12 protein-coding genes are annotated in these 14,722 nt (G+C 39.5%); 8 read left to right on the top strand and 4 right to left on the bottom strand.

What is annotated here, in order from left to right:
- The first annotated feature begins 59 nt into the window (after nucleotides 1–59).
- The 7 genes from QO189_RS10790 to QO189_RS10760 all read left to right on the top strand — a co-directional run bounded on the left by QO189_RS10790 (nucleotide 60) and on the right by QO189_RS10760 (nucleotide 6,963).
- Entirely contained in the window at nucleotides 60–338 is a 279-nt protein-coding gene (locus QO189_RS10790) for a DUF5676 family membrane protein (RefSeq protein WP_057758573.1), read from the top strand.
- 140 nt (nucleotides 339–478) lie between these two features.
- Entirely contained in the window at nucleotides 479–3,148 is a 2,670-nt protein-coding gene (locus QO189_RS10785; RefSeq protein ID WP_290176788.1) for a copper-translocating P-type ATPase, read from the top strand.
- A gap of 77 nt (nucleotides 3,149–3,225) precedes the next feature.
- The gene (tatA, locus tag QO189_RS10780) at nucleotides 3,226–3,498 is read left to right on the top strand and encodes a Sec-independent protein translocase subunit TatA (RefSeq protein WP_240216650.1); all 273 of its coding nucleotides are present in this window, start codon (nucleotides 3,226–3,228) and stop codon (nucleotides 3,496–3,498) included.
- Nucleotides 3,499–3,556: 58 nt separating this feature from the next.
- On the top strand, nucleotides 3,557–3,928 hold the full coding sequence (gene tatB / locus QO189_RS10775) for a Sec-independent protein translocase protein TatB (protein ID WP_240216649.1): 372 nt from the start codon (nucleotides 3,557–3,559) through the stop codon (nucleotides 3,926–3,928).
- A 113-nt stretch (nucleotides 3,929–4,041) separates the two neighbouring features.
- Complete coding sequence (tatC, locus tag QO189_RS10770; protein ID WP_371532759.1) at nucleotides 4,042–4,758, top strand: twin-arginine translocase subunit TatC; 717 nt, start codon at nucleotides 4,042–4,044, stop codon at nucleotides 4,756–4,758.
- Nucleotides 4,759–4,905: 147 nt separating this feature from the next.
- Nucleotides 4,906–6,198, top strand: coding sequence for a hypothetical protein (locus QO189_RS10765; RefSeq protein ID WP_240216647.1), 1,293 nt, complete (start codon nucleotides 4,906–4,908; stop codon nucleotides 6,196–6,198).
- A gap of 342 nt (nucleotides 6,199–6,540) precedes the next feature.
- The gene (locus QO189_RS10760) at nucleotides 6,541–6,963 is read left to right on the top strand and encodes an ion channel (protein WP_371532716.1); all 423 of its coding nucleotides are present in this window, start codon (nucleotides 6,541–6,543) and stop codon (nucleotides 6,961–6,963) included.
- Nucleotides 6,964–7,083: 120 nt separating this feature from the next.
- Here the strand turns inward: QO189_RS10760 and QO189_RS10755 are convergent, their stop codons facing one another.
- Entirely contained in the window at nucleotides 7,084–7,581 is a 498-nt protein-coding gene (locus tag QO189_RS10755; RefSeq protein ID WP_290176787.1) for a hypothetical protein, read from the bottom strand.
- A 264-nt stretch (nucleotides 7,582–7,845) separates the two neighbouring features.
- Between QO189_RS10755 and QO189_RS10750 the strand changes: the two genes are divergently transcribed.
- On the top strand, nucleotides 7,846–8,235 hold the full coding sequence (locus QO189_RS10750) for a DUF6122 family protein (RefSeq protein ID WP_290176786.1): 390 nt from the start codon (nucleotides 7,846–7,848) through the stop codon (nucleotides 8,233–8,235).
- 209 nt (nucleotides 8,236–8,444) lie between these two features.
- Here QO189_RS10750 and QO189_RS10745 read toward each other — a convergent pair whose 3' ends face one another.
- The 3 genes from QO189_RS10745 to QO189_RS10735 are packed head-to-tail and all read right to left on the bottom strand — an operon-like array spanning nucleotide 8,445 to nucleotide 14,637.
- A complete protein-coding gene (locus QO189_RS10745) occupies nucleotides 8,445–9,038 on the bottom strand; it encodes a hypothetical protein (protein WP_290176785.1) in 594 nt (197 codons plus the stop codon).
- Nucleotides 9,035–12,100, bottom strand: coding sequence for a tyrosine-type recombinase/integrase (locus QO189_RS10740; protein ID WP_371532715.1), 3,066 nt, complete (start codon nucleotides 12,098–12,100; stop codon nucleotides 9,035–9,037). Before QO189_RS10740 ends, QO189_RS10745 begins: the two co-directional genes overlap by 4 nt.
- Entirely contained in the window at nucleotides 12,100–14,637 is a 2,538-nt protein-coding gene (locus QO189_RS10735; protein WP_371532714.1) for a hypothetical protein, read from the bottom strand. Before QO189_RS10735 ends, QO189_RS10740 begins: the two co-directional genes overlap by 1 nt.
- Between the last annotated feature and the right edge of the window lie 85 nt (nucleotides 14,638–14,722).

Here is a 14,722-nt window from a genome sequence, read left to right as displayed (position 1 = left end):
CCATACCGTTGTTTGGTAGTGACGAAAGCGGTGTATAGCATCCACCAAGGAGAGTCAAGATGAACGAATTGAATTCAAAAGCGAATACTTTAAGAATTGGTCCTGTGGGCAATAGCGTTTCTCTGTTTCTGCTCATTAGCTATCTCTTGTGCATAGGCTTTGGCCTACTCGCACCTGAGCAGATAAGCATGCATGAGGCTTGGGCACCGCTGCTACCTGGTTTTGAATGGCTGACATGGTCAGGTTTCCTAATTGGATTTGTCGAATCCTATCTTTATGGTTGGTATTTTGCGATTGTGTTTGTACCGCTATATCGCTGGTTTGCTAAAGCAGGATGAGTCTAGCGTAGCCATTGAATCTTCGGCTCAGATAGGTCAGCTATGCTGAGAAAGACGAACAGTGCACCAATCTTGAATGGGATCAAAAGCTAGCGACTTAGCCCTAAACTATCATTGCAATCAATAACGGGAACATAGTCATGAAACACGATACGACAAAAAATACTTCGGACAGCGAAGCCCCTGATTGCTGTGACAGTACAGCGAATACAGGCATAGAATCTAATAAAGATACCACTTACGATAAGGTGCCAACTTGCTACAGTGGAACCATTTATACCTGTCCGATGCATCCGGAAGTCAGAGACATTACAGATAGAGGCTGTCCCATATGCAAAATGTCTCTTAAACCTGAAGACACTGTTGCCGAGATGGTAGCAATGAAAGATGACCATGCAAGCTGCCATAGCATGTCAAATACCGATGCCCATCCTACTAAAGAGAGTAATTACGACAAAGTACCTGAAAATTATAGCGGAACCGTTTATACCTGTCCTATGCATCCAGAAGTGAGAGATGTGGAAAAAAGCGATTGCCCAATATGCGGTATGTTTCTCAAACCTGAGAACGAGGTTACTGATGAAGACAGTCATGCACACTGTCATGGAAAGGATACTTCTAACAGCACTGATGTAAAATCTATCAAAGGCGGTAAATACGACAAAGTTCCTGCTGATTATGATGGCACGGTCTACACCTGTCCTATGCACCCTGAAGTCAGAGATGTTGAGAATAGTGGCTGTCCAATATGCGGCATGGCACTTGAGCCTGAAACGCTTACTATCGGTGAAGAAGATACCTCAGAGCTCGATGATATGACTCGTCGATTCTGGGTTTGTACAGTACTGACTGTACCGCTATTAATATATGTGATGAGCGGTATGTTTGACGTAAACGTAGTTAATTTCAGTCAGTATGGTATCTCATCACAGATCTTACAATGGGCTGAGTTAGTGCTTGCGACCCCTGTCGTGCTTTGGGGCGCCGCCCCGTTTTTTGTCCGTGGTTGGCAGTCTATAAAAAGCCGCAATCTCAATATGTTTACTTTGATTGCGATAGGCGTAGGCGCTGCTTATATTTTTAGTATTGTCGCGACCTTTTTTCCCAATATTTTCCCAGACAGTTTCAGAGACGCTAATGGTCAAGTCGGTGTGTATTACGAAGCGGCAGCTGTCATTGTAACCTTAGTACTTTTGGGTCAAGTATTAGAGCTCAAAGCCAGAAGTCAAACTTCAGGCGCGATTCGAGCATTGCTTGAGCTCGCACCGCCGACTGCAAGACGTGTCGATGAAAATGGCAACGAAGTCGAAGTCTCGCTTGATGAGGTCGTCACTGGCGATAAGCTACGGGTTAAACCGGGTGAGAAACTACCCGTAGATGGTACAGTGATCGATGGCAATAGTAATGTTGATGAATCAATGGTAACGGGTGAGCCAATCCCTGTGTCAAAAGCACAAGGAGATACGGTTACTGGCGGTACGGTAAATGGCACTGGAACGCTATTGGTCGAAGCGGTCAATGTTGGAGCAGATTCGGTATTATCCAAAATTGTACAAATGGTTGCCGAAGCTCAGCGTAGCCGCGCACCTATACAGAAATTGGTAGATAAGGTAGCTGGGTGGTTCGTACCGATCGTGCTTATCTGCTCCGTCATTACCTTTATTGTCTGGGCGATATTCGGCCCTGAGCCCGCTATGGCCTTTGCACTGGTCAACGCTATTGCAGTGTTAATCATCGCTTGCCCTTGTGCTTTAGGACTCGCCACACCTATGTCGATTATGGTCGGTACTGGCAAGGGTGCTCAGAATGGCGTGCTTATCAAAAATGCTGAAGCGTTAGAGAGTATGGAAAAAGTCGATACTATTGTCGTCGACAAGACCGGAACACTGACCGCTGGTAAGCCCGAGCTTACTGCAATTGACGCGCAGGTAGGTCAAGATGAAGACGAGTTCCTCGCATTGGTAGCCGCAGTAGAAAGTGCAAGCGAGCATCCTTTAGCAGAAGCTATCGTTAGAGCGGCTCAAGAAAGATCACTCATTATTCCTAAAGCTACTGACTTTAATTCGACTACTGGCGAAGGCGTACAAGCCGTGGTCGATGGTAAGAAAGTCGCTATTGGTAACTCTAAGCTTATGGAAAGCCTAAATAGTTTTGATAATGAGCTGTCCATTAAAGCTGATGTCCGTAGAAAAGACGGTGAAACGGTAATGTTTGTGGCTATAGATGGTAAAGCTGCTGGTATTATTTCAGTTGCTGACCCTATTAAACCAAGCACCAAAGAGGCTATTTCACTGCTTCATGACGCGGGACTAAAAGTCGTCATGCTAACGGGTGATAACGAAAAAACCGCGCAGGCAGTCGCCAATAAATTAGGTATCGATGAAGTCCATGCCGACGTCTCACCAGAGGACAAAAACCGTATCGTCAAAGAGATGCAAGATAGCGGTAAATTGGTAGCAATGGCAGGTGACGGTATCAACGATGCGCCCGCACTAGCGCAGGCTAATGTTGGTATCGCTATGGGAACGGGTACCGATGTGGCGATGGAGAGTGCGGGTATTACCCTGCTAAAAGGTGATTTAATGGGCATTGCTAAAGCTTATAAGCTTAGCCACGCCACCATGCGCAATATCAGACAGAACCTGTTTTTTGCCTTTATTTACAATGCACTTGGTGTCCCAATTGCCGCAGGTGTGCTCTATCCCGTATTTGGGCTTCTACTTAGTCCAATGATAGCAGCGGCAGCTATGAGCTTGTCGTCATTCTCGGTGATTGTTAACGCGCTTAGACTACGTAGGTTGGACTTGTGATATGAATGTTAGGAAAAATTGTCAAAACGTAATGCCCAATACGGGTTTTATTAGAATTTAAAAATAAGGATATCGTTATGGGTAGTTTTTCTATTACACATTGGCTGATTTTGTTAGTAGTCGTAGTGGTTGTATTTGGTACCGCTAAGCTCAAAAACGCGGGTAAAGATTTAGGCGGTGCGGTAAAGGGCTTTAAAGAAGCGGTAAAAGATGAAGAGACCGAGCATACTCGCAAAAACCGCGCACTTAGTCATGAAGGCAATCTGCCAGTACCAGATACTGACTCAAATACACAGGCTGATGATATAGAAATCAACCCTGCTACCACTGATAATAAGCAGAAAGTATGAAATGCGCCGCTATAGATGGCGATACTCAATAGCCTATTAATTAATATATTTGTCTGTTATGTTTGATATCGGGTTTTCCGAGTTACTCTTGTTTGGCGTCATAGCCTTAATCGTATTGGGCCCAGAAAAACTGCCGCAGGCCGCACGTACGGCTGGGCAATGGTATGCCAAACTGCGCCGTACAGTATCCATTTTACAGTCTGAAATAGAAGCTGAGCTTGATCTGGCTGAAACGCGCCAACAAATGCAAAATGAGCTTGCAAAAATCCGTCAGACTGAGTCAGATATGAAGCGTGAACTAGCAGAGATGCGCGGTAGTATGCAAAAGTTTGAAGACTCGCAGAATCAAAGCTTAGACGCTTCACATCAACCAACCGATCCTCATCAGCCAAATATTTCTTCTTCACCTATAGAAAAGGTGAATGAATGAGCTTATTTAAACGCCAAAAAAATCGACAAAAAAAGTTAGCGGATACAAATATTAAAGCCCCAGACACTGCCCATAGTGATGAGGCTGATAATGTGCTGAATGCGCTCAGTGATATGCCTATTACTGAACACTTGATTGAACTACGCAAGCATCTCATCAAAATATGCGTAGCCGTTTTGATTGTTTTCTTAGCATTGGTAGGGTTTTCGCGTGAACTCTACAACCTTTTATCAGACCCTCTAGTTGCACAGTTGCCTGCGAACTCGACTATGATTGCCACTGACATTACCTCAAACTTTATGGCACCTATTCGCTTGACAATTTTCGTTGCTGCATTTGTAGTGATGCCTTATATTCTGTATCAAATTTGGTCATTTATAGCTTCTGGCTTATATAAAAAAGAGAAGAAAATTGCCATTCCTGTGCTGTTTTCTTCGATATTTCTATTTTATACGGGTGTTGCCTTTGCCTACTTTGTGGTACTCAAAGGCGTATTAAAGTTCTTTATCCTATTCGCTCCGCAGAATGTCATACCTATGACCGATATTGATAGTTATCTGAGCTTTGCACTCAAGTTGTTTATGGTGTTTGGACTGACTTTTGAGATTCCAGTGGTTACTTTACTATTGATAATGGTCGGTATCGTATCCACTCAGAGTCTAGAGAGTAAGCGCCGATATATCATTGTTGGTTGTTTTGCTGTGGCAGCTGTAGTTACACCACCCGATGGTGTCTCAATGCTATTGCTAGCGATTCCGATGTGGCTACTGTTCGAGTTAGGTTTGTTTTTAGCAAAAGTGCTAATCAAAGAAGAGCATAAAACTGTTTAACCTCGCAAAGTAGCTATGGCGCACAATGACTATTTTATAAAACAACTATAAAAACAACCTTATCTTAAACATTTCAAATACCTTTTTTACTTTGGCTGTCTTCTAAACCTTATCAGCATACCCACTAAACTTAGTAATGAGATTTAAATGGAACACCTAAGCAATAACCAAGATAAAGTGAATGACAATCTTGCAGATCAACTTAATAAAGAGTGCTATTGCCGTACTTTAGATCGTAAAGTACTTAATACTAGCCTTCAAAATCAATTGTCAGACACTAGAGACAACCCAATAGGAGCTAATGAGCTTAATAAAATTTTTTCAGCAACACCGGTGTTTGTCCCCAAAACAGAGATAGAGACAATGGTGCGAATTGTCGCAGCTATTGAGTCGGCTGCTAGACTTCCATCTTACCAACAGCAAGTATTGTCATGGGCACCCAAAATTGCTGCTTTCGATCCAGGGCCAATAGGAGCCTTTATGGGTTATGACTTTCACTTAGGTAGCGATAGCCCTCAACTTATTGAGATCAATACTAACGCTGGAGGCGCATTTTTAAACGTAGCACTTGCCCGCGCACAAAAACAATGCTGCCACCCTTCCGAGCAAAGTGCTGATACTACTAAAATGCTTGATGGCTTTGAAGAAGCCGTCACTAACATGTTCATACAAGAGTGGCAGCGACAATCGGCTACTGCCATGCCTAATCGCATAGCTATTATCGATAATGATCCCAAAAGTCAGTTCATGTATTTAGAGTTTCAGCTGGCTTGCCGACTACTTCAAGCTAAGGGCATTGATACCGTTATACTTGATCCGTCTGAAATTAACTATGTTGATGGCAAGCTGACAGCGCATGGTAAGCCCATTGATATGATCTATAATCGGTTGGTCGACTTTGCATTTGAAAACCCTAACCACGCCGTGCTTAAAAGTGCCTATCTAGAGGGTGCGGTAGTAGTAACGCCTAATCCTCATGTCCATGCTATATTTGCGAATAAGCGCAACTTAGCCTTACTATCCGATCCGCAAACTTTGCAGTCGTGGGGACTAGATAATGATGATGCAAAATGTCTAGAAAGGGCAGTGCCAACTACCAAAATGGTTATAAAAGAGGATGCAGCAGAGTTATGGCGTACTCGGGGACAATTGTTTTTTAAGCCAGTTGCTGGATATGGAAGCAAAGGCGTCTATCGCGGTAGCAAGCTCACTCGACGCGTTTTTGAGAACATTCTGGATGAGGATTATATTGCACAGACCTTTATACCTGCTACAGAGCGATCAATAAAAATCGATGATGTTGTGACGACCAAAAAAGTAGATATACGTCTTTATACCTATGCAGGACAGCTGTTACTAACTGCTGGGCGTATCTATCAAGGTCAAGCGACTAATTTTCGCACACCAGGGGGTGGATTTGCGCCTGTTTTCCAAGTGTGATCATTTGGGTTTGGCTTTTAAGCAGTGTTTACTATTTGGATTATTCTAAGTACTAATGCAATAATCAAAATATCATGCTGAACTGGAAAAATGATGATTCAACTCTTTATTCATTACTTTCTGCATCAAAATAATTGGCTTAGGATTACTATATCCGATACTGAATAAAAGGGATACGTTATCTTATGAGGCGAAACGGGCATAAGTTTTTCTGGCTTATTGTGCTTACACCGATAGGAAGAAACAACTACAGTTGATAGATAGAGCGTGGTAATCTGTGCCGTTCCTTCGACTATAACATGACTTTCTTGAAGAGGGTAAAAAGTGGTTCTGGCAATCATAATGGCAGCGATTCTGATCGCTGTCTGCACGACAATACATTACGGCGCGTTAAAGTTCTCGTCACAGTTTGTGACGCCGTCTCGCCGTCTAGGACACTGTCTTGGGGTCGCAGTCGGCTCAATCGTACTTGCCCATACGTTCGAGGCGTTGCTCTACGCTGCTGGCTTCTGGTTTGCTGTGCACGACCTTGAGGTCGGTAACCTCGTATCGTCCTCATCTAGCGATGGTAGCTCTCTTAATTTTATGGACTACTTTTACTTTTCGCTAGTCAACTTCACAACGCTTGGGCGAGGCGATCTCATGCCCAACGGACATCTACGATTCATGACTGCTATGGAGGCTTTCCACGGTTTCCTATTGATTACAGTATCCGGAACCTTTGTTCTTCAGATCATGAGTGGTAAAAAACCCCTTTCAAATTAGCTAAACGCCCTCTCAACGATATATCGAGCAGAGTTTCATACCTCAGGTCAGGTCAGGTCAGGACATGGATGTTGACTGTTCCGGAAGCGCTTTGAGAGAATGTGGTTGTCTTTACTCGATCTACTCGCGTTCGGTACGCTTCGAAACCAGCCACCCAAGGAACATCCATTTGACAGCGTAGATTAATATTATCGGAATGACCATCCACTGAAAGAGCGGCAACGCACCTATGCTTAGTAACGGAACATCAGGCATCAGACCACTATAATTCCACCTTTGGCCAGCTCCAGTTGCCCAGTATTCAAAGAGTATTGTCACAATCAGGCCAACGCCAAGGTATATCGATAAAGTCGACAGAAGCCACTGCTTTGAAATCCAGAACCAGTCTTTTACAAACAACGCCCCAAGCACGTAGGCGCCAAAGGCAATATTGGCATCACCGAAGGTCGCACGTGTACAAAGCCAGACCACCTCCCAGTGGCTCGCTTCTGCCATGCCTGAGAAGAACGGTACCTGTGCCATCTCCCAAAAAAAATGGAGAAAGAAACTTACGCTCCACACCATCAGGGCAAGCACAGCTAACGCTGCTGCTCGGCACGATTGGTTTACAAGAGTCATAATTCCTCCAAAAATAGCCATAGCAATAAATACAGTTGCATGTTTACTCGTTCCTCATTACCAGACCGAGTTACCGTTTACTGGCGTCTCTCAACGGTAGATTAGCATGTTACCTGCTGCGCGTGTTTATCACGGTCAGATGACCAACTTCCGTATGCCAGGTGGTGGATTCGCGCCTGTCTTTCAGGTGTGAAGGTATACCTCAGATCGTGTATGATACTCTTAGAACACTTTCTAAAACACCCTCTTAAATCGGAAAAAGCGATGACTCAAACCGTTATCCATTATTTTCTACACTTTGGTATGCCGTTTATCATCGCCTATATGTTTTTTCGTAGTGACTATAAGCGAGTTTATTTGATCCTATTAGCAACCATGCTAGTTGATTTAGATCATCTGCTAGCGACACCTATCTTTTCGCCCAATCGTTGTAGTATTAATTTCCATCCGCTACATACTTATTATGCGATGGCAGTATATGCGGGCATGTTGTTTTTACCAAAGCCCTATAAGGTAATTGGTTTAGGGTTATTACTACATATGTTGACTGATTTAAATGACTGCATAATGACCTATATTAATTGTCCGCAGTGTTTGAGTCAGGCTCCTGCCCGTGAGTTGGTAGCGTGGTTAGGCAGAGCTATTAAGTTTTAATACGGTTGTGAATACATCCCTTTGTATCTCTCTCATAAATCATCTCTTTAATGACTCCTAGAAGTAGATATATCGCTATCCAATCCTGAATAAGTCCTCGCATTAGATCGCTTGTGTTCCAATTCGAGGATTAAGGTTGTCTAGCTTGTTACTCTAAGCTTAGTGAGATAGCTCTGTTTCTAATCAGGCATAGCGGAAAGAACTAACCGCTACTTCTTTAGTTTAGTATGACTATTCAATGTGCCACGTGTTGTATCAAGCAGATCGGCGACGTTATTTAATAAAATGTAATCTTTTGGGGTTTTTGATTCCCTATTGAATATTTCACTCCATATCTGACTTTTATACTCTTGCGTTATTGTTTTAAGACTTGGATACATAAGCCCAGGTTTAGCTAACGAGAGTATTGATATTGCTCGGATAAAGTCCATGTATATAAAGTCAATCACATCCTGATCAAATTCTTTCTTAACTTGTTTCTTATGCTCAGGCTTAGAGTCTTTTTTAGAGGTTTTATAACTTAAGAAAATAGTGTTGTTGTTATTAAGATCTTTTAGGTTAAATACAGGTAAAAAACAACCACCAATGAGTAAATACTCATTCACATCATTATTCACTAACGATACATTATGAATAGGTACACTGTTATAACAATCAAACTTAGTATGCATAGATTTAATATAGGCTTCTTGACCACCAATTAAGTAGGCTTTCACTATTAGCTTATTTAGTTGGCTAGCCAACGGATGAAGACTAATTTTAGTGCTATTGTTAATGCTGATAGACTTTGCTGACAGATTCATGGCTTGTGATCTCCTAAATTAATTCTTTGCCCTATCATAATGAAAGCGTAATGACAGAAAATTTGTAAAGTTCTAACGGTCCATTGCTTGATTGGGAGATTTGATTTCTCTCTATTATTAAGCCTAGTCTGCTCAGTTTGGCTAGATAGTGATAATTCAGCACGGATCTTCTTTTTGTATACGTTGCCGTTCAATTTATCTGCTACATTACAATTTTTTATTTGAGATGAGGCAAGTAATTTCATTACAGGTTGCCATTCCTTTTTATCGTCATCTTTAGCTTGTGCATAATGGTATATTTTTAAATTAATATTCTTCTTTAAGACTAGTTGTCTCAGTATTTGTATATAACTATATAGATCCAGAGCTTCATTAAAACTAATATGATTTTTGTAGTATTGAGAGTTCGTAAGCGTAAGCCCTACAAACTGAAGCATAGGTTCTCGATTGTCTTTTATCTTATATAAGTCACGAAATTTATTGGTCATCTGCATGAGCATGTGGTTGTCTTCAGCATACCTATCGAGAACTGGTAATAAACTCCTGTTATCATCAGAGGCAAACAATCTGGAATTACCGTGTGTGGTTTTAAACGCAGAATCGTTTCTGAGCCGTCTAGCATTCTCAAGCCACATTTCAAAAGTATTTTGATCAAGTTTATAAACATCCATTTTTTCCTTGAAATCTTCCTCTCTATTATGTACCTCTAGAATCTGACGAACTTCATCGAATGAGTATCTTTTTGGCTTTGTAGATTTTTTATCTGCTCTCTTTAGTCGTTTACTATGTTTTGGTTTAGGCAGTGGTTTAAGTTTGAGCTTGTTAAGCAGATAGTCATTAACTGCAACAGGTGAAGCGGCTAACTGCTTTTTCAAACGTCTAGGAATGCTTATTAATTCATGGTGTTTAGACGTTAGGTGGTAATCCATATGCCAAAGTAACAATCCAATCTGAATGTCAGTCAAATGAACATAAGATTCAAAAGTGGTACTAGGACTGGCATGACCAGCAACCCCTGCTAAGGCATAGATTTTTTTGTATTGTAGTGATGTCTCAATATAAGCTAATATTTCACAAGACTTTTCTTCGTCATAAGGTAATAGGTCTTTTAAAGCCTGAGTACATTTGTGTCCCTTAAAATTATTAGCTTGGTCATACATAAATGACATTAATTGAAAATTAGTCAAAAAGCTGTGTCTTAGATGATGAGTCGTAAGATGAGGAAGTCCTGTAACAGTTTTAATTAACTGAGATAAAATTTTAGATAAATCACTGGCACGATAAGCCATACCCGCTTGGTTAGCGATTAAGGTGTCACCTTTACCCTCACCACGAATAAGCTCGACTTTTCTAAAAAACAACATATCTGAATCTGTCAAAAGTTGTTCTAACAACGTCCGTCTTAATGCAGAACCCGTTTTATTATTACCATATTTGTTGTCACGCACCTCTAGATAAGCTGAAGTTATAGCCACATCTTTTAATCTAATCTTAACTATCTCACCTATTCTAAGTCCACAGCGTTGACCTAAAATCAGAGCGAGCTTTACCGCTTCTAGCTCATCTTTAGTCATTTCAAGATTGTCAGCACTGCTAAGAATAGCCTGAAACATAGTTTCTGAAAGATAACCTGTCCTATGATGTGCTCTCTTGGTAGACGAAAGAGGTGCAATAGGTTCAATATTATGTTGATTAACTAAATATTCATGAATCTCATCAATACGAGTAGCAATAGTATTCTTAGCGTCTTTTGACTTCCCAAGTTCAATAAGTTCGCTATAAAATTGAATATAATCCTCTTCAGTGTGCTCCTCAAGAGCAACACCCTGCGTCAGAGATAACCATCGATTCGTAATAGTGCCGCTGTAAGTCTGAACACTACTTACTTTTTTGCAAGTTACTGTTTTCGTCAGTAACCAACCTACAATTGCGATCTCACTTAAAGGAGCATCGCTCGTGGATAAACGTTCATATAGCTGTTTGAGGCCAGCTGAGAATGTAGTCATTGAGATTTTTTCATCTTTATTCTTTTTGAATAGCTTAGCAATCTCGACAGTGATAGTAGGGTTAGCTTTTCTAGGCTCTACAACGACATCGTTATGATACTCAATGCTAGTAGTTACATTGGCAAGGGTCTCATGAGATATGTTAAAGATTAGAGACTGCCAATTGGCTGTTGACAGACCATAGGTAGAGTCCCAACCAATTAATAGATACCAAGTATGTTCTGGCAGATCTAAAAATAGATAATCTTCTAAAACATAGACTGCACCTATTAAAAACTTCTTTAAAGTCATAGATAGTTGGTTTTGACTAAGAGATTTAGTCATCTGCAATGTTTGGTATAGCTTATGAATATCAGTACTAAGCGATACCTTTTTAGTCTTGCCCTTTTTGTTATAGAGCTTAATTAAATAGCTCGTTAATGGCGATAAAAAGACTTTTACTTCATGTACAGCTGTTGAATCGTTGTAAGTGTTAGTATGGTAGCTATCGTCATCAATAATGAGTGTTGTCACAGGCAGTTCAAATATGCTTTCTATAGTTAATGATTTGTCACTGATGCGAGATATAAGCGTTTGTAATATTGGCTTTTTTAATACAGCACTATGGAAAATTAACGATAGCATTAAATCTGTGATAGTAAGCTCATAAGCTTTGCTAGCTATACCATCTATCCAATACAAATAAAAATCTAATATTTGTTGGTTTTCAGAAAAGGTTACTTCATTTCTAAAAGACTTTGGACGGTATGAGGTAACAATAAGCTTTGGAAAACCAATATCAATGTCCTTATTTTCAATATAATCTTGACAGCACTTTACTGCTTCGTTATATCCTTCTACATAACCAAGATAGCCCTGAAAATGTTTGTTTTCTAATAATCTTTTATCAAGCTGCTCCCACATAGCATTAAATATTGTTTGAGGATCATTTGATGCAATAATTTTGTCAAAATCTATAGACTCTCTAACTATTCGTTTAGACAAGTTTTTACGCTTTAAGGTTTCTTTGCTTCTATTCTCTGCACGCTCCTTGATACCTGATTTACGCTGAGCCATTAATTATTCTCCAAATAGATAATTTTAAAGCCGTTATACTCAAGTATTTTATTAAGCTCATAAGCAAACCTGCGCAACTCACTTCTTTTAAGACCACTATGCTTATCGTAGTAATCGAAACCAAGTTCATCAGCATGCCCCATCCAAGCTCCAATAACATCATGACCAAAACTATCAGATAATGATGAACTGCTTTTAGCAGAAAAGATTCCAACTTCTGGGCTTTTATATGAGCGTATAAAATGACGATGCCAGTTTGACGGTAACTCTAAAATCCTAGATAGTCTTTCTTGAATAAATGTTTGAGTGAGACTGACTTCAGTAATAGTATTAGTTTTTTCATCCAGCTTTAGATAACTGATAAGTCCAATATTGCTAGCAAGAATATTTGAATAAATATCGCATAGACTATTATCTAGATTATTTAAAATAAAGACATTTGTCTTTAAATACTTGATGTACTGCTCAATCTGATGATTTGCTATATCAGGTAGATAAATATATCTACCTCGAGTATGTTGGCGGTTTTCCTTGTCGCTGATGAAATATTTCTTGGTTCTAACATCTATATCTATAAGCCTACCAAAAGGTTCACGCACTGGACGATAACCACTTGAAACCGATAGCAAAATATATAAGTAATCAGTAAAGGTATTATGTAGGTCAACTATAGATCTAGAGTTTAGGGTATTCCTATCTAGCAATGAAGAATTGATCCGAGTGATTAAATCGCTAACTATAGATGTTAAGCGGCCTTCTTGTACGGCTAAAACACTACCTATCTGTTTGTCCCAGTAATTTATTTCTCTATCATCAGGTAATTTAAAAAATAGATATTCCTGATTTTTTTTTGATTCATCGTTGACCTTATCAAATGTTATTTCATACAAATGCTCATTAAAGTCGTCCTGGCAAAGGAATAAATCTAGTTGGCTAACATTGAAATAAGGAAGTGCCGAAGAATGGTGTATTGGTTTACTAATTAGGACATTGATTAAAGCGTGATCTCGTCCACTGTGTATAAGGAAGTGCTCTAAATAATTCTTAATTTTATTAATAGTTAATCTAGTTTTGCTTTTCTTATTTAGAGCTTTTAAATTTTCATTAGCCTTGTTTCTAATTTCTTCTAGATCCTTTATGCTTATGTCATGTAATAGATAATAGTGTATATCACCAATAACGGTAGGGTAGATAAGATGAAGGATGGAACTATTTTCTGCATATAGTTTAGAGTCCCAGCTTTCTTGAGCTTTACTACGAGTAGGTGTGAATTCCAGTGGATACCGATAGCACAGGTAACTCTTCTTTAAATCTTCGGATATTAATAATTGAGGTCTACCTGTCAATAGAACTATTAGTAAATACAAAGAAGCTTGATGGTCCAGATCATATTCAATATTTGAAGGTTTTTTTTCGCTGTTCTCATTATCATTTATCCTTCTGAGATCTAAACTCATCAGATTTCTCAGCAAGTATTTGACTAAAACCTGTATTTCATCAGCATGTGCAACATTTACATCAGTTACCTGACTTAAAGTCCGTTGATGTCTACAGTTAACTTGTTGTTCAGCTCTAATTTTATCTAAATAGTAGTTTGTAGGCTGCTCGAAACTGACTTGTTCAAATGATTGCTCTTCATCGTCTTGTCGTTCTCGATCTTCAAATCCGTTTTCTTCGCTAGTATTTTCTGATATGTAGGTAAGATCGCTAACGGTATTACCAGTGATGTCATCCTTATCTTGTAAGATAGTTATAATCTTATGAGTCTCAGTCGTTACTCGGGTAATACCTGAGTCATTTTTAAAGTAGTTTTCGAGTGGTAGGATATACTCATACAGATATTTGGCTATACGTTCGTTAATCTCAAACTGAGCATCGCTAGAGAATAATGAAGCTCCTGCGCTTAATAGCTTATTCTTATATCTTCGCACCTCTAATTCGAATGTTTTTGGAGATCTATTTAGCCATCTAGTGTAGTTATCATCTTCTTGCGTTTGAATAAGACGCTCTTTAATATCTTGCAGATTTTTCGACTGAGTGACGTCTGGTAAAAACGGAACTAAAAATTCACGAGTTTTGTTCGTTAAAAATCTGCATTCATCGAGCGTAGTTTCAATTCGACTATCATAGTCAGTTAACTCAACCATCCTTAAACATAGAAAAAAGTAGACAGCACGGATAGTATTTATTTTAGACGAGTCTGCTCGATGGATTAAAAAGGTAATTAGATAGAGCTCTTTTAAATGCAGATGAGGCTTTCTAATATTTTCTAAAAATACTTTATGAGCAATTCCATTTTCGTATATCTGTAATTCATGCGTCTTCGTCAAATTACTATCCACATCTAATGTTTTTATCCATTCAGACAATGTTCGATACTCATCTTTCAATTCTGATCTAAATTGCTCAGGTAAGGTATCTTTTAAAAATTTTAGCTCGATAAGTAATATTTCAAGATCATGGCCATTAGCGAAATCAAGGAGATTTAGCTTCAACCAATCCTTAATATTTGTAGAGTTACTATCTTTACTAGCCATTATTCTGCTACCGTTACAAGGCATTCAAATAACTGTAGCTTCATTAATGTAAAGCATCCAGCATTAAAATCGAAAAAAGACATCT

It is taken from the genome of Psychrobacter sp. Arc29, from assembly GCF_041431175.1.
Taxonomy (GTDB): domain Bacteria; phylum Pseudomonadota; class Gammaproteobacteria; order Pseudomonadales; family Moraxellaceae; genus Psychrobacter.
Note: the sequence above shows the minus strand (reverse complement) of the source record. Positions and strands in the feature narration are given on the sequence as shown.